The 17,989-nt window shown below is 46.7% G+C and carries 13 protein-coding genes; 7 read left to right on the top strand and 6 right to left on the bottom strand.

Annotated elements, in window-relative coordinates; translation table 11 throughout:
• Positions 1–607: 607 nt before the first annotated feature.
• The gene (rbsK, locus tag KCTCHS21_RS25445; RefSeq protein ID WP_130614683.1) at positions 608–1,522 is read left to right on the top strand and encodes a ribokinase; all 915 of its coding nucleotides are present in this window, start codon (positions 608–610) and stop codon (positions 1,520–1,522) included.
• Positions 1,523–1,566: 44 nt separating this feature from the next.
• Here rbsK and KCTCHS21_RS25440 read toward each other — a convergent pair whose 3' ends face one another.
• Positions 1,567–2,808, bottom strand: coding sequence for a Fe-Mn family superoxide dismutase (locus KCTCHS21_RS25440; RefSeq protein ID WP_130614681.1), 1,242 nt, complete (start codon positions 2,806–2,808; stop codon positions 1,567–1,569).
• 85 nt (positions 2,809–2,893) lie between these two features.
• Positions 2,894–3,925, bottom strand: a complete 1,032-nt coding sequence (locus KCTCHS21_RS25435; RefSeq protein WP_130614679.1) for an alpha/beta hydrolase — start codon at positions 3,923–3,925, stop codon at positions 2,894–2,896.
• Positions 3,926–4,140: 215 nt separating this feature from the next.
• Between KCTCHS21_RS25435 and KCTCHS21_RS25430 the strand changes: the two genes are divergently transcribed.
• Positions 4,141–4,884 (top strand): IclR family transcriptional regulator, encoded by a 744-nt coding sequence (locus KCTCHS21_RS25430; protein ID WP_130614677.1) that lies wholly within the window; start codon positions 4,141–4,143, stop codon positions 4,882–4,884.
• A gap of 1,018 nt (positions 4,885–5,902) precedes the next feature.
• On the opposite strand, the gene KCTCHS21_RS25425 is transcribed toward KCTCHS21_RS25430, so the two are convergent.
• From KCTCHS21_RS25425 to acnA, 3 genes are all read right to left on the bottom strand, one after another.
• Positions 5,903–7,030: a tetratricopeptide repeat protein gene (locus KCTCHS21_RS25425; protein WP_130614675.1), complete on the bottom strand. Its 1,128-nt coding sequence runs from the start codon at positions 7,028–7,030 to the stop codon at positions 5,903–5,905.
• 167 nt (positions 7,031–7,197) lie between these two features.
• Positions 7,198–8,265, bottom strand: coding sequence for a YlbL family protein (locus tag KCTCHS21_RS25420; RefSeq protein WP_162309382.1), 1,068 nt, complete (start codon positions 8,263–8,265; stop codon positions 7,198–7,200).
• 178 nt (positions 8,266–8,443) lie between these two features.
• Positions 8,444–11,152, bottom strand: coding sequence for an aconitate hydratase AcnA (acnA, locus tag KCTCHS21_RS25415; protein WP_130614671.1), 2,709 nt, complete (start codon positions 11,150–11,152; stop codon positions 8,444–8,446).
• A 574-nt stretch (positions 11,153–11,726) separates the two neighbouring features.
• Between acnA and KCTCHS21_RS25410 the strand changes: the two genes are divergently transcribed.
• The 3 genes from KCTCHS21_RS25410 (at position 11,727) to KCTCHS21_RS31995 (ending at position 14,302) form a co-directional block, all read left to right on the top strand.
• Positions 11,727–12,809 carry an amidase domain-containing protein gene (locus KCTCHS21_RS25410; RefSeq protein ID WP_130614669.1) on the top strand — a complete coding sequence of 361 codons (1,083 nt, stop codon included), beginning with the start codon at positions 11,727–11,729 and terminating at the stop codon, positions 12,807–12,809.
• Between the two features lie 84 nt (positions 12,810–12,893).
• On the top strand, positions 12,894–14,045 hold the full coding sequence (locus KCTCHS21_RS25405) for a D-alanine--D-alanine ligase (protein ID WP_130614666.1): 1,152 nt from the start codon (positions 12,894–12,896) through the stop codon (positions 14,043–14,045).
• A 128-nt stretch (positions 14,046–14,173) separates the two neighbouring features.
• A complete protein-coding gene (locus tag KCTCHS21_RS31995; RefSeq protein WP_269472732.1) occupies positions 14,174–14,302 on the top strand; it encodes a hypothetical protein in 129 nt (42 codons plus the stop codon).
• A 470-nt stretch (positions 14,303–14,772) separates the two neighbouring features.
• Here the strand turns inward: KCTCHS21_RS31995 and KCTCHS21_RS25400 are convergent, their stop codons facing one another.
• On the bottom strand, positions 14,773–15,426 hold the full coding sequence (locus KCTCHS21_RS25400) for a DNA-binding response regulator (RefSeq protein ID WP_130614664.1): 654 nt from the start codon (positions 15,424–15,426) through the stop codon (positions 14,773–14,775).
• A gap of 1,061 nt (positions 15,427–16,487) precedes the next feature.
• Here KCTCHS21_RS25400 and KCTCHS21_RS25395 point away from each other — a divergent pair.
• Positions 16,488–16,805, top strand: a complete 318-nt coding sequence (locus KCTCHS21_RS25395) for a hypothetical protein (protein WP_130614662.1) — start codon at positions 16,488–16,490, stop codon at positions 16,803–16,805.
• Positions 16,806–16,840: 35 nt separating this feature from the next.
• Positions 16,841–17,869: a UV DNA damage repair endonuclease UvsE gene (uvsE, locus tag KCTCHS21_RS25390; RefSeq protein WP_130614660.1), complete on the top strand. Its 1,029-nt coding sequence runs from the start codon at positions 16,841–16,843 to the stop codon at positions 17,867–17,869.
• Positions 17,870–17,989 lie beyond the last annotated feature (120 nt).

Below are 17,989 nucleotides of genomic sequence, written 5' to 3'. Positions count from 1 at the left end.
ACTCGGTATCAAACACGCCTCGGTAGCAGGAGATAGTCGGTCTCTCCGCGTAACTCGGTATCAATCACGCCTCAGTAGGAGGAGTTAGTCGTCCTCGTCGCGCAACTCGGTATCAAACGTTCCATGGTAGCAGGAGATAGTCGGCCTCTCCGCGTAACTCGGCATTAAACATGCCATGATAGCAGGAAATAGTCGGTCTCTCCGCGCAACTCGGCATCAAACGCGCCTCAGTAGGATGAGTTAGTCGGCCTCTCCGCGCAACTCGGTATCAAACACGCCTCGGGAGCAGGAGATAGTCGGTCTCTCCGCGTAACTCGGTATCATAACTACGAATATGGACAGAATTAGCCCGCCACACCGCGTGACGCTGCACCCAAACTGTGCATATGGCGTGAATTAGTAGGTCCAAGCCAACTAATTCCTACACGTTATGTCTTGAAATCATTTGCGACTGTTGATAATGTAAGATGTAACAAGCATTTCATTATAGGAAGAATATTCCTTTGAATATAATGGGTAAATAATTTAGTTAGCTTTTTTAAGCAATCGAGATTATCGAGCTTAACGAGGTAGAGGATAGAATCCAATAAACGGACGGAGATTGAGCATGGGTAACGTAGTTGTGGTAGGAAGCATCAATATGGATATTATTAATCGCGTGGAGCGCCATCCGGAGCCAGGAGAGACGATTCATTGCCTTGATACAAGCTATAGCCCAGGAGGCAAAGGAGCCAACCAGGCAGTGTCATCATCGCTTGCTGGCAGCTCAGTTACGATGATAGGAGCAGTCGGCAACGATGCGTTCGGAGAAGTGCTTATAAAGGCATTGCACAATTATGGCGTTAATTCCTCTGCAATCAGCATCGAAGAAGGCACGTCAGGATTGGCCTTTATTACGGTTGACGAAGCGGGCGAGAATACGATAGTCCTATCCCACGGAGCTAATGGTAAGGTTCATTCGGATCAGCTATCCATTAATATGCTTAAGGGAGCCTATGCCGTTTTACTGCAAAATGAGATTCCTGCCAGTGTGAATGAAGCTGTAATGAGAATGTGCAGGGAGGAAGGCGTTCTTGTATATTACAACCCCGCACCGGCTCATCAGCTTAATGAGTATTTGTATGATCTTATTGACACGATTATTTTGAATGAAACGGAAGCAGCATTAATTTCAGGTTTACAGGTCACAGATGTAGCTTCTGCAGAGCTTTCGGCTGCACATTTTATTAATAAGGGAATTAAGAATGTCATTATTACTCTCGGATCCAAAGGTGCATTATTCAAAAGCAAAGATTCAAGAGAGTTCGTTCCTGCCTTTTCTGTGAAAGCAGTGGACACCACTGCAGCTGGAGACACATTTATTGGTGCCTTTGCTGCTTCTCAAGCTAGTGGAGGGTCGGTAAAAGAAAGCCTCGTTTTTGCAGCCGCTGCTTCCGCGATAACTGTTACACGAGTAGGAGCACAACAATCGATTCCCCGAAAAGAAGAAATAGAGCAGCTATTGAATTCAAGTAAGCTATAGCTTCAGGCTAATCTTCTTCAAGGCTGCTACTCAGAATTACTTATTTAATAAGGGACCCACATAAGCAGCCTGGCTTTATTGTAACGATCCGAGACAAAGGGCCAATTAACCACGTTCCACCAATCCAGTGTGTAGGCAGCGCGATTGTTCTGATGTTTTAGGTAATAGGCATGCTCCCAGACATCCAGGGAGAGCAGCGGGACGACATCCCATTGCGAGAGATTCTGATGCTTCTCCGCGGTTAGAATCTCTAGGCGATGGCTTCGCGGACTCCACACAAGAATGGCCCAACCTCCGCCTTCAACTTTATTGGCCGCTTCCGTAAATTGCTTCTTAAACGCTTCAAAGCTCCCGAAGCTGTTAATGATTTCGTCTAGCAGAGGTCCACTTGGCTTTCCCCCGCCCTTTGGTGACATTACACCCCAGAACAAAGTATGCAAATAGTGTCCAGCACCATTAAAAGCTAGCTCTCTTTCCCAATGTTTGACCAAATCAAAATCGCCAGTTCGCCGAGCTTCAGCTAGTTTTGTTTCAGCTATATTCAAACCGTCCACATAGCTTTGATGATGCTTGTCGTGGTGGATTCGCATTGTTTTTTCATCGATATAGGGCTCCAAAGCTTTGTAAGAATAAGGGAGTGGGGGTAATGTATGTCCACCTACAGGGACGGGATTGCTCAGTGGAGGGTTATTTTGCTCCATAGCTAGAAGCGGGTCTGACCAAGTGCCCTCTGGGCGAATAGAATGGCTTTCGTTTATCGACTCATTAGGTCGCAAGCTTATACTGCCATCGGCAGGTTCAGGTCCACCGTATCCCTCCGGACTATCCTCATTCGTTTCCTGAGATTGAATCCAGCGGACGGTTCCCGTTTGCTCCAAGTGATCCATCATACCATTGTAATATTCAGGCTGCCGCTTCAAATAATCTAATACGATCGATTTCTCTTGAGACTGGGAAACGGAGAGGCTATGCTCAGGTAATAGCTGTAGCTGACGGCTAAACTCTCTTGATTGCTCCAAGCTATCCTCTAACAGCTTTGGCAGAAGTGTTGCCCAGTCTGAGGGTAGAGAACGCTCATTAGCAACAGCATGCTGCTTGGCGCGCTCGGCATACTCCTGAGTTTTCTCAAAAACATTTTCCCAATCCGCAAGCAATTGCATGTAAGCAGGCTCAAGATCTGGAACAAGGGAGCGGATGACGATGATATGCTCAATCTCTTGTGTTTTCCAATACACGATTTCTTCCAGTAATCTCACGGGCACAATATTTCCATATACTAAACGCATTCCAAGAGCCCTCCCCGTTATAGCTACTGCCGTAGTAAACCTCGTAGCAAGCTATGCGGGGGAAGAGTTGTATCATGACTAGAAATTAGGCCGTTATTGATTGTGTAGTTTGGAGCTTGGCTAATACCTCCGTATGAACTCGGTCAAGGAATGAGGTTGTTCTTTGGACATATTCTTGCGTATGAGTGCGATAAATCATTTCATGAATAGCTCCTGGGACGATCCATAATTGAGAAAGGGCGTTTGTTTGCGCTTTGGCAACATTTTCGGAAATGTAGGTTGGGGCTTTGTCATCGGCTGTGCCGTGAATGAGCAATATCGGGAAATCGAAGGCTGTTTGTTGAACCTGGGCAGAAGGAATCTGCTCGAGCCTTGTGCCGCTCATAAGCGGAAAAAACAGACGAATAAGAGAGACAGAAGGATATTTCGGAATGTTTATTTGATTACGGATGTTATGATACAATGTGTCATCGTCTGGGAGGAAAGTGCTGTCCAGAATCATGGCATCGACTGGCTCGGATTGAAGAGCAGCCTGTAATGCCGTTCCTGCGCCCATAGAGAAGCCCCAGATGATAAGCTCATCATTGCCTTGCTTGCGTGCATATTGGAGTGCTCCTATAAGCTGCTGTGATTCAATTCGCCCTCCGGTTGCAGGTGTGGAGTGTGCTGCGCTTGCAAATCCATAATCAAACATAAGGACATTATATTTTAAGCTATGAAGCAGGTCTGCAAGATCATACATAGGAACCCAAGACTCTTCTCGGTTAGCACCGTATCCGTGGCTCAGTACTACGGTTTGCCGGCTTTCGTCAGCGGGTATCCACCAACCATCAACGAGCGTCTTCTCATCGGCACTTGGGAAGGTTACCTCGCTATAAGTTAAATTCTTAGCAAGCATCGGATTCGAGACAAGTGAGGCCACAGGAGGATGTGAGAGTGCCCAGGCTACGTAAACATGAAAAGCTAGGAAAGCTATGACAATTAGGCTTGAGACGGCGAGAAGTAAATTCAATGCAAGTCGTCCGAGCTTGCGGATTAACTTATGATCGGGGGATTGCTCTGTTGCGGGAACCGGTATAACTACGGAGCCGTTATAGGGCGTCGACATTGTTGTCATTGGGGATCGCCTCACTTCTTGTGTGCTCTGGGAGACTAGTAAGCTCATCGTAGAGCGCAACAAGAGCAGCGTCAATAAGGTGGGGAGACTTGTTAATAGAGTGTAATGAAATTGTAATAAAGCGCTTCCAATAATTGCGAAATATGAAGAATGCGTTATACTAGGTGTAACAGGGTTTCATAGGGTGAAACGGTAGCTTGGGGAGGAAAACGCGCATGGAAGACGAAAAACGAACGGTACGTGCGGTAGAGCGGGCATTGGATGTGCTCTTGTGTTTTGCCTCAGGACATGAGTGGAGCTTAACGGAAATAGCAGGTCGTATCGGGCTGCACAAGAGCACCGTGCATAGATTATTGGCGACCTTGGAGGATAGAGGCTTTGTAACACGGGATGTGGCTACAGAGAGATATCGGCTTGGTTTAAGTGTATTGGAATTGTCTGCGAATCTGTCTCGCTCTGACGATCCTTCAGTTGTGCTCCTACCCGAAATGGAGCGGCTTAGAGATCAATTAAGCGAGACGATTAGCTTGTACGTCAGAGATCGAACGGAACGTGTTCGTATCCAAGCCGTGCAAAGCATGCAGGCTATTCGTCGCGTAGCAACAGTTGGAGCACGCCTTCCCTTATCGGTTGGAGCGTCAAGCAAGGTATTGCTTGCTTTCTCAGAAGCAGGCGTTCGCGGTATCGTTATGTCAGATCCCGCATGGCCTGCTCTACTGAATCGCGAGGATTTCGGGAAGCAGCTCGATGAGATTGTAGCAGCTGGCTATGCGACAAGCTTCGAGGAGAGGGAGCCTGGTGCTGCGGCTGTCTCTGCGCCGATCTTTAACCGCTCTGGCAAGCTGGTGGCCGCTTTGTCCGTGTCAGGCCCATCCAATCGCCTGACTCCGAACCGTATGCATGAGCATGCCCCGGCTATCATTGAGGCTGCTCATCGAATGGGCACGATATTAGGGTAGGATTGTACCTATTGTAGACTTCTGATAATAGAAAACAGCTAGAATGAATAGCAAATAGTCAGAATGAATAGATACCTGCCTGAATGAATAGCAAATGGTCAGAATGAATAGATACCTGCTTGAATGAATAGCAAATGGTCAGAATGAATAGATACCTGCTTGTATGAATAGATAGATAATTCGTGGACTGCTGAGATAATCTCAGCGGTCTTTCTTTTTTTTACTCCTTTGCGCCTTTTCCCCCGAATCTGGAGTTGGACTATCTATGAGGGGGGAGAGTCACGATTACTTGAGCCTCGAGCTCCGTTCCCATGCCACCTGCGCGTTTGGAGAGGAGATAAGCGGAGATGCCGACTAATTCCCGGATACATGTGCAGGTTGAAGAGGAGATAAGCGGAGATGCCGACTAATTCCCGATCACATGCGCAGTTTGGAGAGGAGATAAGAGGAGATGCCGACTAATTCCCGGTTACATGTGCAGTTTGGAGAGGAGATAAGAGGAGATGCCGACTAATTCCCGGATACATGTGCAGGTTGAAGAAGAGTTAGGCGGAGCCCCCGACTAATTCCCGGATACATGTGCAGGTTGAAGAGAAGTTAAGCGGAGATGCCGACTAATTCCCGGATACATGTGCAGGTTGAAGAAGAGTTAGGCGGAGATGCCGACTAATTCCCGATCACATGTGCAGGTTGGAGAGATGATAAGAGGAGATGCCGACTAATTCCCGGATACATGTGTAGGTTGAAGAAGAGATAAGCGGAGCCCCCGACTAATTCCCGATCACATGCGTAGTTTGAAGAAGAGTTAGGCGGAGCCCCCGACTAATTCCCTACCACATGCACAGTTTGAAGAAGAGTTAGGCGGAGCCCCCGACTAATTCCCGGTTACATGTGTAGGTTGAAGAAGAGTTAAGCGGAGCCTCCGACTAATTCCCGGATACATGTGTAGGTTGAAGAAGAGATAAGCGGAGCCCCCGACTAATTCCCTATCACATGCGCGGTTTGGAGGGAGACTCACTTACTTAGCCTTAAGCCGCTCCTGCACACGCTTAGGGGCGATGCTGGTTGCTTTGCTGCCAAGCAGCTTTATGTATTGCTTGTAGTGCTCTTTGGCTGCTGTTTTCTGACCAAGCGTCCATTCTACATCGGCAATGTTGAGATAGGCTACAGTTCGAGTGGGAACAAGCTTAATGACATTGGATAGAACAAGCTTTGCTTCCTTATTGCGTCCATCCAAAGATAGAAAATAACCATAATCGTTATAAATCCCGACGTAGACGTTTAAGCTCATACGCGATTCGGGGTAGGAATCGTACTCGGATGCAACGAAATCTTCCTTGGTCACTGTTCCATCGGAATAACCAAATGGCCCATATCCATAGCTATACTGTGAAAATCCGTATTCGAGATAGGAAATAGCCGCTTTTATGTTCTTTTTATGAATGGCGAGAGCTTTCTGATGAGCTAGCACCAGTGTCGGAGCGCCAAGTGTATAATTGCCTTCATAAGCACTCGGGTAAAAAGGATCCTCCGAATTTTCTAGATCAATAAGTCCTAGAATATCTTTATTGCGAAGAAGACTCTTTTTTTTATCGAAAAACTCCGCCGTTGGATCGCCATATTCATGGGAGATAACTTTAAGTTTATTACTTGACCACTCAAGCACTGCCTTAGTGTAAGATGCCCGAAATGGATATTGGGTCCAAACTTCAATTTGGTTTTTATTAGTGCTGATTTCTAGCTTGGCCGTATTGACGAACAAGCTTCCTTCGTCACTGGATTGTGCACGATCTAGCAGCTTGATTTTTGAAGCATCAGCATTAGAAGCTAGGAGTACAAGCTCGATACCCTCTGAGTGATAGAACAACGCTACAAATTGGCGCGTGTACCCGGTAGGCAATCCTCCCAAATCAACCTCATAAAAAAGATCAATATTTAATAAAGAGGTTTCCTCTTTAGACAAGTCCAGAGCTTTTGTAATGAAGTTTAATAAAGGCTTAGTCAGCTTTTTACCATCCTTAAGCTGAGACACGCTCAAGGGCTCCTTGGGGGCTGCGAGGGCCGCTGATCCAGTTATCCCTTCAAGGCTTAGCATCACGAACACGATTACGGTAAGAGATAACGTCCATTTTTTCCAGCTTCTCATAAGAAATCCACCTCTGTAAGGGAAAAATAATGTGCTACCAAATGCTACCACTCATGTAGGAAGGCTGTCAAAGAAAAAACGCCCTTAATCAGATGCCTTTCAGCATCGTTAAGGACGTGAACCATTAATTATGCGAGTTAATCTTGCGGACATAATTTGTTTTCAAATTACAGCTCTTTCTTTGGCTCCAGACCCTTCAGAAAATCGAGCGCTTCTTTGAGGGTTGATACTTTGACGAGCTTGGGAGATAGCTTCAGTTCTTTTACTGTTTTCTCGGCAAGATTCCAGTTAGCTAAGCTGTTCTTATCGTAGGGTACGAGGAAATAGTCAGCTTTTTTCTTGTCCGCTGCCATTAGCTTATAATTGATACCGCCGATTTGACCGACTGTGCCATCCGCTGTAATCGTCCCAGTTCCCGCAATACGGTAACCTCTGGTCAGATCGTCATTAGTCAATTGCGCCACGATCTCAAGTGTCATCATCAGTCCTGCGGAAGGACCACCAGTATCTGAAAAATCAAATTTGACAGGGTCAGGAGGCGTTACTTTCAACACGGTTTCGTTTTGAAATCCAATTCCTGTTCTGGAAGCTATAGCAGGATTAGAAGAAGACAAAGTAATAAGAGGGATGGTTGCTTTGAAGGGCTTGTCTCCGCGAGTTCCAGACACAATTACTTTGTCTCCAGGCTCTTTCTTGGAAAGGTATTCAGAAAGCACTTTGGCCGTTTTGGTCTCCTTGCCATCCACCTGAGTAATGATATCGCCTTCCTGCAAGCCATTTTCCTGTGCTTTAGATTCGGGTAGCAGACTGTAAACAATAACGCCTTGCTCCTCTACATCGATGGGCTTGTTAATAACATTGTAGGCAGCAAGAAGCGCATTAGCCTCCGAGCTATCTCGCATCCAAGCAAGCAGGTTGCGATAGCCACTTAAATTCGTAGCGCCACCTGTCGCCTCCTCCTGAGATTTGACCTCCATACGAGGATTAAGGCGAGCGTAAATAATGAAAAAAATGTTCGGTTTGGAGTAAGTAGAGACGGTCGTAAATAATAGAGCACCTTTCTCGTTGAGCTTGTGTCCAGTTTCCACGCGGGGATGAACAGGCTCAGCTGACCCGGGCCCATATAACATATAAGGCAACGGCATTATGTACGCAATAACCAATACAATAAATAGAAATCCTATTAGGAGGGCCGACCGGTAGCGGCGTATCCAATGTTGGTCCTTTGTATTCATCCGGGCTCGCCTCCAAGTTATGCTGTAGGTTGCAAATAGCTGTGTGGGACTATTATAACTTATGTAGGCATGTGTAAACAAAATCACCGATGTGAAAATAACATTTATTGCGTGCGGCGGCAAAATAGACATAGCAAAACCCGCCGTCCCAAGGACGACGGGTTTTGGTGTTCATGTATTATTGAGCAGCGATCATTTGGCGAAGTACAGTTTGTAGAATACCGCTGTTGCGATAGTAATCTACGTCAACCATTGAATCCAGTCGTGCAATAGCTTGGAATTCAAAAGTTGTTCCGTCTTCACGCTTCGCTGTTACAGTAACAGATTGACCCGGCGTTACGTCATTAGACATACCGCTGATTTCGAATGTTTCACGACCCGTAATTCCAAGAGTTTTCCAGCTTTGTCCGTCTGTAAATTGCAGTGGAAGCACGCCCATACCTACAAGGTTCGAACGGTGAATCCGTTCGAAGCTTTCCGCAATGACGGCTTTGACGCCGAGAAGGAACGTACCTTTGGCTGCCCAGTCACGGGAGCTTCCTGTGCCGTACTCTTTACCAGCAATAACAATTAGGTTTGTAGCGTTCTTCTGATATTTCATCGAAGCATCGTAGATGGACATAACTTCATCAGTTGGAAGATACGTAGTTACGCCGCCCTCAGTGCCTGGAGCCACTTGGTTCCGGATACGGATGTTAGCGAAAGTACCTCTCATCATGACCTCATGGTGACCACGACGGGAGCCATACGAGTTGAAATCTTCCTTCGTTACGCCATGCTCAAGCAGGTATTGACCACCAGGGCTATCTGCTTTGATGTTACCGGCTGGGGAGATATGGTCCGTTGTAACGGAATCGCCCATCAATGCCAATACGCGTGCATTTTTAACGTCTGAAATATCGCCTGGCTGAGGAGCTAGATCCGTAAAGAACGGCGGATTAGCGATGTAAGTGGATTTAGGATCCCACTCGTAAAGCTCGCCTTCTGGCACAGGGATTTGGTTCCATTGCTCGTTCTGAGTAAATACGTTCTCGTATTTAGCACGGAACATATCTGGGCTCAAAGATGCGCTAACGGCTTGTTGAATTTCTTCGTTAGTTGGCCAGATATCCTTCAGATATACCGGTTGGTTATCGTTGTCAAAACCGATTGGATCGTTAGCAAGATCGATATTAACTGTACCTGCAAGTGCGTAAGCAACGACTAGCGGTGGAGATGCCAGATAGTTAGCTTTTACTTGTGCATGCACGCGGCCTTCAAAGTTACGGTTACCGGATAGAACAGCAGCAACGGCAAGATCGTTATCAGCGATAGCTAAGCTAACTTCATCTGGCAATGGACCAGAGTTACCGATACAAGTTGCACAGCCGTAACCTGCAACATAGAAGCCAAGCTTTTCAAGGTAAGGTAGTAGACCTGCATTGTTCAAGTAGTCAGTTACAACAAGGGAACCTGGTGTCAAAGAGCTCTTAACATAAGCTGGTTTTTTCAATCCACGCTCTACTGCTTTTTTAGCAACGAGACCCGCACCAATCATAACGCTTGGGTTGGATGTGTTCGTACAGCTTGTGATAGCAGCAATGACGACAGCGCCTGTACCAAAGCGGCTGTTCGCACCGTTAGGATGTTTAATGTCAACCGTTTGCTCGATTTGAGCATCGCTTAAGCCGAAGCCACCTTTGTCAATCGGTGTACGAATAATATCGTTAAAAGATTGCTTCATAGCTGTTAGCTCGACGCGATCTTGTGGACGTTTAGGGCCTGCCAAGCTAGGAACGATTGTGGACAAGTCCAATTCCATTACTTCTGTGAACACCGGATCTGGCGTTTCATCCGTACGGAACATGTCTTGTGCCTTGTAGTAAGCTTCAACAAGATCGATTTGGCTGTCTTCACGGCCAGTCAGTCTCAAGTAGTTCAATGTTTCGTTATCAACAGGGAAGAAGCCGATTGTTGCGCCGTATTCTGGAGCCATGTTGGCAACAGTAGCACGGTCAGCAAGACTAATATTGGAAAGGCCAGAGCCGAAGAATTCGACGAATTTGCCGACTACGCCTTTTTTACGAAGGATTTGGGTAACAGTTAATGCAAGATCGGTTGCAGTTGCGCCTTCAGAAAGCTTACCAGTCAGCTTGAAGCCAACTACCTCAGGCATAACGAAGTATAGAGGCTGTCCAAGCATACCGGCTTCCGCTTCGATACCGCCAACACCCCAGCCTACGATACCGAGTCCGTTGATCATCGTAGTATGCGAATCTGTTCCTACGAGGGAATCCGGATAAACTTCGGTTACGCCGTCTTTCGACTTTGTAGCGGCAACGGATGCAAGATACTCAAGGTTAACTTGGTGAACGATACCTGTTGCAGGAGGAACAGCACGGAAATTGTTGAATGCCGTTTGTGCCCAACGAAGGAAACGATAACGCTCTTCATTACGCTGAAATTCAACGTCCATATTGTATTGCAAAGCATCTGCAGTGCCGAAAGCATCAACCATAACAGAGTGATCGATTACGAGGTCAACTGGAACGAGCGGATTGATTTGCTTCGGATCTCCGCCAGCTTGTTTTACCGTTTCGCGCATTGCTGCCAAATCAACAACAACAGGTACCCCTGTAAAATCCTGAAGAACGATACGTGCAGGAATGAACGGAATTTCTTTATCTTCGCGGCCTTGAGTCCAAGTCGCTAATTGTTTAACATGCTCTTCTGTAATGCCGCGTCCGTCAAATTGGCGGATTGCTGCTTCAAGCAATACTTTGATGGAGAATGGAAGCTTGGAAACAGGACCTAAGCCTTGCTCTTCCAAAGCTTGAAGGCGGTAGTAGCGATAAGACTTACCCGATGACTGCAATTCTTGCTGTACTTGATAAGGAAATTTAGACAAGTGTGTAGCCTCCTAGAGTCGTTTTGTTTGTTTTCAGCTTAATGTTGGATTGTCGCGGTTCAATAAATCATGTTGGAAATCATTTCGGTTTCACTGTGTGCAACACGATTTCAAAAATACTCTATGGATTAAGTATACTCCGTTATCGCTTCTCCGTAAAGTCGTTTGAGGGATATCGGCATCCAAATTAAGAGGGTAAATCCGAAAGCTATATCTCAATAGAATGCCGCACGACCCCCTATTTTCATCCCTAATGTAAGCTGCAAATTTGACAAACTTGCCGTAAGGGAATGGGGTGGAAATATTGATCATACAATGAAATAACGCGAACTTGATGATTAAACCGTAGGTTTCAGATGAGGTACATCATTTATTAAAGATGAAATCGTCGTAACTTTTACTTATCTGATCGCTCGATACAAACGTATGCCGTCGTCCTGAGGACGACGAAGTCGTTTTACTTGTACAATCAGCAGGCATAAATTCCAATATGTTTATACCTGCCTGATCGCTCGATACAAACGTATGCCGTCGTCTTGAGACGACGAAGTCGTTTTACTTGGAGGGATATGTTATGTCGGGGGAAGAGCAGGATTGGAAGCAGGCTTTGTATGGATATGTGAGTGTTATTAACGAAGCTGCATTGCACACGGATACTCACAAGTTACTCGAAATTTCTGATAAGGAGCATCGCGAACGGCTTACTCAGCGACTTATTTTATCCAAGCAAAGAGAATTGAAGTGGGCAATGCGTCCAGTAAGAAGTGAGATGCGTGCACGCATAGAACGATACAATGCGGTTCGGGGTGAAGCTGTTGCAGACATAGCCATTCATTTGGTTCGTTCTATGGAACAAAGAAATCAGCCGTGGATGGAGGAAAGGGTGGAGAGAGAGCGGGTTCGTTTCGTCCGTACCGGTAAAAGCTGGCGTATTCATACAGTTAAGCCACTTGTAGTGGAGTCTTCAGCGGAGGTATTACTTGAGCAAAATGAAGTTCATGATGCCTGGGATGGAGAAAGGCAAGCAGCTTTGCCATCTGCACCTTATATGAATCCGCAGGCGCTGTATGGTTTCAAGTCTAGGGTTTATGCAGGGGCTTCCAATGATAGCGCTTATGAAGGTTATGGGTATGGAATGACCCGTCGGGGAATTCCTTATCTGCGGGAGGCAGCTGTTGCTTACGCCGAACGATGGTGGAACGAGCCGAATCCTGCATACGAAAACTTCGAGGTAAATTGCACAAATTATGTCTCACAGTGTATCTTTGCAGGCGGTGCGCCTATGAATTATACTGGGAAAAGGCCATCAGGATGGTGGTACAAAGGGTATTCAAACAATGACGAAATGTGGAGCTTTAGTTGGGCTGTGGCGAATAGCTTGCGACATTTTTTAAGCGCTTCGCGTACTAATGGGTTACGGGCTGAGGCGGTTTCTAAGCCAGAGCTTCTACAGCTAGGAGATGTCATCTGTTATGATTGGAACGGCAACGGCCAGGTCGGTCATAATACGATCGTAACTGCATTCACGCCAGAAGGCATGCCACTCGTTAACGCGAATACAGTAAGCAGCCGCCATCGTTATTGGGATTATAAGGATTCTTATGCGTGGACGGAGCAAACTCGGTATCATTTTTACCACATTGTTGATGAATTTTAAATACTAACATTCGAGTTCACGTGACGGTTGTTCCTATGGAAATCCGAGAACGATAATTCGACAAAGTCGGAGGTAAGCTTAGCTATGGGAAAAATACGTGTCGGACTCGTTTACGGAGGACGTTCAGGTGAGCACGAGGTTTCGCTGCAAACGGCATTGGCCGTATTGAAGGAGTTTGACTACGATCGATATGAACTTATTCCTTTCTATATTACACCTAAGGGTCAGTGGAGGTCAGGTCCTTTGTTGAACGCTCCGCCGGCGGCGGTTGCACAATTACAATTTACTCCTGCTGCAAGTGCAGATGCAGATGAGGGTCAGCATAGTGGAGAAGTCAGTGCCGTTAAGCCGTTGCTGCCAGTACTAAAGGGAATGTCGGAATCGGTGCTGACAGATGGCTCATCGGACAGCGATGGTAAGCCTATTGATGTTATGCTACCTTTGCTTCATGGCACCTTTGGTGAAGACGGAACCATTCAAGGCTTGTTTGAGATGGCCGGGCTTCCGTACGTTGGAGCAGGTGTGCTCGCTTCTTCTGTTGGAATGGACAAGGTTGCAATGAAGACTATGTTTGCCCATGCAGGCTTGCCGCAGGTAGGGTATCGTCATTTTATCCGATTTGAATGGAAGCAGGATCGTGAGAAATGTCTGGAGAGCGTCGAGGAGTTAGGTTATCCGTGCTTTGTGAAGCCTGCGAATTTGGGTTCTAGCGTAGGGGTGTCGAAAGCGCGTAATCGTGATGAGCTCGTTGCTGCGATAGAGGAAGCTTTGCGATATGATCGGAAGGTTATCGTTGAGGAGTTTGTTGATGCGCGCGAGATTGAAGTAAGTGTGCTTGGTAATGATGATCCACGTGCTTCCGTGCCTGGGGAAGTTTGTAGCTCTAATGAATTTTATGATTATAAAGCCAAATATATTGACGGCAAATCGGCTATGGTTATTCCGGCCGAGATTTCGCCTGAAGTTGCGGAAGCAGTGCGAGTAATGGCTGTGCAAGCATTCCGATCAATTGATGGATCGGGGCTATGTCGTGCGGATTTCTTCCTTCGGCGCAGCGATGGTGCGTTGTTCATTAATGAAGTAAACACGCTGCCAGGCTTCACACCCTATAGCATGTACCCGCTAATGTGGAAGGAATCCGGAGTCTCGTACCGCGAACTGCTGGACACCCTCATCCAATTAGCGATCGAGCGCCACGAGGAACGCCAGTCAATCGACTACGGCGGCGGAGAATAGGGGCGCGCGCGAACGTGGGCGCGGGTGTGAAAGGGCGAGAGCGCGAAAGGCTGGGATAGGGCGAGAGCGCAAACGGCTTGGATAGAGAACGAAGCGTCCACTATCTCGCCCGCAAGAGCGCAGACGGCATGGATAGAGAACGTAGTGTTCACTATCTCGCCCGCGAGAGCGCAGACGGCTTGGATAGAGAACGTAGCGTTCACTATCTCGCCCGCAAGAGCGCAGACGGCCCGGATAGGGAACGAAGCGTTCACTAACTCGCCCGTGAGAGCGCAGACGGCTGGGATAGAGAACGAAGCGTTCACTATCTCGCCTGCAAGTGCGCGAAAGGCCCAGATAGGGAACGAAGCGTTCACTAACTCGCCCGCAAGAGCGCAGACGGCCCGGATAGGGAACGAAGCGTTCACTAACTCGCCCGCATGAGCGCAGACGGCCCGTATAGAGAACGAAGAGTTCACTAACTCGCCCGCATGAGCGCAGACGGCCCGGATAGGGAACGAAGCGTTCACTAACTCGCCCGCAAGAGCGCAGACGGCCCGGATAGGGAACGAAGCGTTCACTAACTCGCCCGCATGAGCGCGAAAGGCCCAGATAGAGAACGAAGCGTTCACTAACCCGCCCGCAAGAGCGCAGACGGCCCAGATAGAGAACGAAGCGTTCACTATCTCGCCCGCAAGAGCGCGGACGGCCCGTATAGAGAACGAAGCGTTCACTATCAAACAAACTATTATCTTTTCAGCCGGTAGCTGCGGACACGTTGGTCCCCGCTAGCCGGCTCAATATAGTTTAGCTGCGCCATTTGGTGTAGTTGAACACGTGCAACTCTCTTGCTTTTGCCAAGAGAGTTACTAACCATTTCTATGGTAATTGGGCTCGATAAACGATTGGCTAGACGTAAGATTTCCCGTTGATAAATGGTTAGTTTTTGCACGCTGCTGCTATCCTCCCCGTACCAAATTTCCAGCATTCTGCGAATGTGATTTTGACAACTATAAGGATCTTCCTTCAGTTTATCAATCGAAAAACGCAAAATATTCCAGTCAGCCAACGCAATTTCATTCTGCCTTTCTAATCCACGAGAGAATGATCCTCGGTCAGCATCACGAGCATGTGAGCTGAAGCTGTCTGATTCCAAACAAGTGGGCCTAGGAAGACGAATGTAGGCAAGGTCCATAAAGTAATAGTTTCCGAAGGTGTCCACAAACTCATACTCAGGATGTAAATCGTCAAGACTTTTGACAACAGGCCACCATGCGTGCTCGATCAGTAGTTTTTCGCCGAAACCGTGACGTTCTTTAATTCTCCGAAGACGTTCTCCAGTGCTCCGTGTAATATGTTTGTTCAACCAAATACGATACTCAGATTCGAAGTTTCTCATCATCAACCGCCCTTTGTAGACAAAAATAACCGCCCCAATCCCATAAAGGATCAGAGGCGGTGTGCTTCACTCGCTATAGAACAATAATAAACCAATAGTTGGAAAATGTCACTCGAAGTTTAGTTAGACTCACTCGCATATAAAAACTAGTGTGTTAACAACCGAGGTTCTCCCTCAGCCTCAAAAACGCCAACAAGTGGATAACTATCAATCCAATGCCAATTAAAATTATGCACATGTGGAGAACTTGAGAAATTCATCTCCCAGCAATTAATAAGTGTGTAAAAACCCGACTAATCAACACATCGCGATGTAAACTGGGGATACAAATGTGGAAAACTGGATAATAACAAAGTAAGTTTTATAAGTAAGAATTAAACATGCAAAAAGATGTGGAGAACTCACAGGAATGAGTCTCGAACTCTCAGAATAGCTACGAAAAGTTATGCACATGTGGAGAACTTAAGATCTAGCCATTCCACCGAAGCACTAATCCCCGATGACGCAGAACCATCGAAACCTTACGCCACTAACACGACAAAAAAGCCAGAGCAAAATATCATAACTTGATTATTGATAATTCGCAATACAAATCGCCGCTAAAGCTATAATAAAAAAAATCGCAAACTCCGCCACCGCCCATCGCAAAGCATCCCCCGAGCCCCCAACCAGCGCCCATCGCAAATTTTCCCCAGCCCTCAACCCCGACCTGCACATTTGTCTCCCTTACTCCCCAGCTCTCGCCCAAAAAAAGCAGCCATCCTCCCACCCCAATAGCCCATATTTTCCTACAGAGCGAATAGAGGTTATAATTAACTCTAGGCTTAGCTTTAGGCAATTAATCTACGTAATGATCTCTAGGCAATTAGCATTAAGCAATTAACTGTAGATAATTAACTCAAGCCAATTAGCATAAGGCAATTAACAGTAGATAATTAACTCAAGCCAATTAGCCTAACTTTATTAACACGTAATCAACTTCAGATCAACAACTAACCAAAAAGACACGATACAGACACGCGAATCCAGCGAATTTATTTGTAAAAGCGATAGGAGGAAGCTTTATGGGCTTTCAGACAGAGTTTAATTCCGTATGTAAATTTAAATCGGAGCAAGAATTGTACGAACTGCTTGAGTACGGCCGGGGCAAAATGGTCAAAAAGCAATTTCGTGTGTTCCCAACAGGACAGAAGGTAATAGCATATGCGCCTGATAATCAAGCTGTCGCAATCGTTCGGATTGTCGCATCTATCGCGGAAATTAATTTCCAAGGCGAAGAGGTTACGCAGGTAGAGATGGAGCTTGTTCGTCGACTAACAGAGGAAGAAGCACGAATTCAAACCTCACTCGCACATGAAATGTTCTTCGGTGAGCAATCCTAATAACCGTACCTAAAAAGTGCGGGAGGTTGGATGGAATGATCGTAAGATTCGGATATGTTGCGATGTCTGTTGAGCTAGCGAATGCCTCCCCATCCAAAACAATGACAATGGCGACCTTCTCCAAGCTGTTGAATCGGGAAGCGGGTTTGCGACGTCTTGAGCGGATTGCCGAGGAAAATTTACATAATACATTGCGTTTACTCAAGCATAATCGTTATATGGGTGTTCAAGTTTACCGTATGACCTCGAAAATTATTCCGCTCGCAACACATCAAGAGCTTAATGAATGGGATCCTTACCCCGCTTTGGCGCAAGCATTCGCCGAGGTTGGGGCTTTTGTTCGTGAGCATAATATGCGCGTATCCTTTCATCCCGATCATTTTACCGTATTAAGCACGCCGAGGAAGGAAGTCCTGAGCAATTCCATTAATGACCTGCAGTATCACGTTCGGATGCTAGAGGCGATGGGTTTAGATGCGCGGGCGACCAACAATATACATGTCGGAGGCAGCTATGGTGATAAGGGAGTATCCGGCAAAAGGTTTATCACTCAATTTCGGACGATCGATAAGCGAATAACAGATCGAATTACTTTGGAAAATGACGACAAAACCTTCACTGCAGCGGAAACGCTAAGCATAGCGGAAGAGGTCGGGGTGCCGATGGTACTTGATATTCATCATCATGCCGTCAATCCGGGGGACGAGCAAGCGGTGGATTTGTGGCCTAGAATTTTGAAAACTTGGGACCGTTTTAGCTGGAACGAGCAACAGGCTAAGCTTGCCGATGAAGGAGTAGCACCGCAATGGCTACCTCCCAAAATACATGTTTCCAGTCCCAAAAGTGAATCCGATCTTAGAGGGCATGCCGACCACATTGATGTGGAGCCTTTAGTGAAGTTTTTGTATGAAATAGCTAGCACAACACCTGCGATTGACGTCATGATCGAAGCCAAGCGGAAGGACGAGGCTTTGCTTAAGCTGATGGAGGATTTTCGAGCAATTGAAGCCTCTGGAGGGCCAATTCGTGTGATTGATGGGGGTAGCTTAGAGGTTCTATCATGAACACGTTTGCGTACTATTCGCACAACGTATCATTTCATTATTGCAATCCAGTTGGAAATAAGTTACGTTGGACAAGAAGGGCTGCTGTGTCAGCATTTTGATTCGCGCCCATTCTTATTC

Source organism: Cohnella abietis (assembly GCF_004295585.1).
Taxonomy (GTDB): Bacteria; Bacillota; Bacilli; order Paenibacillales; family Paenibacillaceae; genus Cohnella; species Cohnella abietis.
Note: the sequence above shows the minus strand (reverse complement) of the source record. Positions and strands in the feature narration are given on the sequence as shown.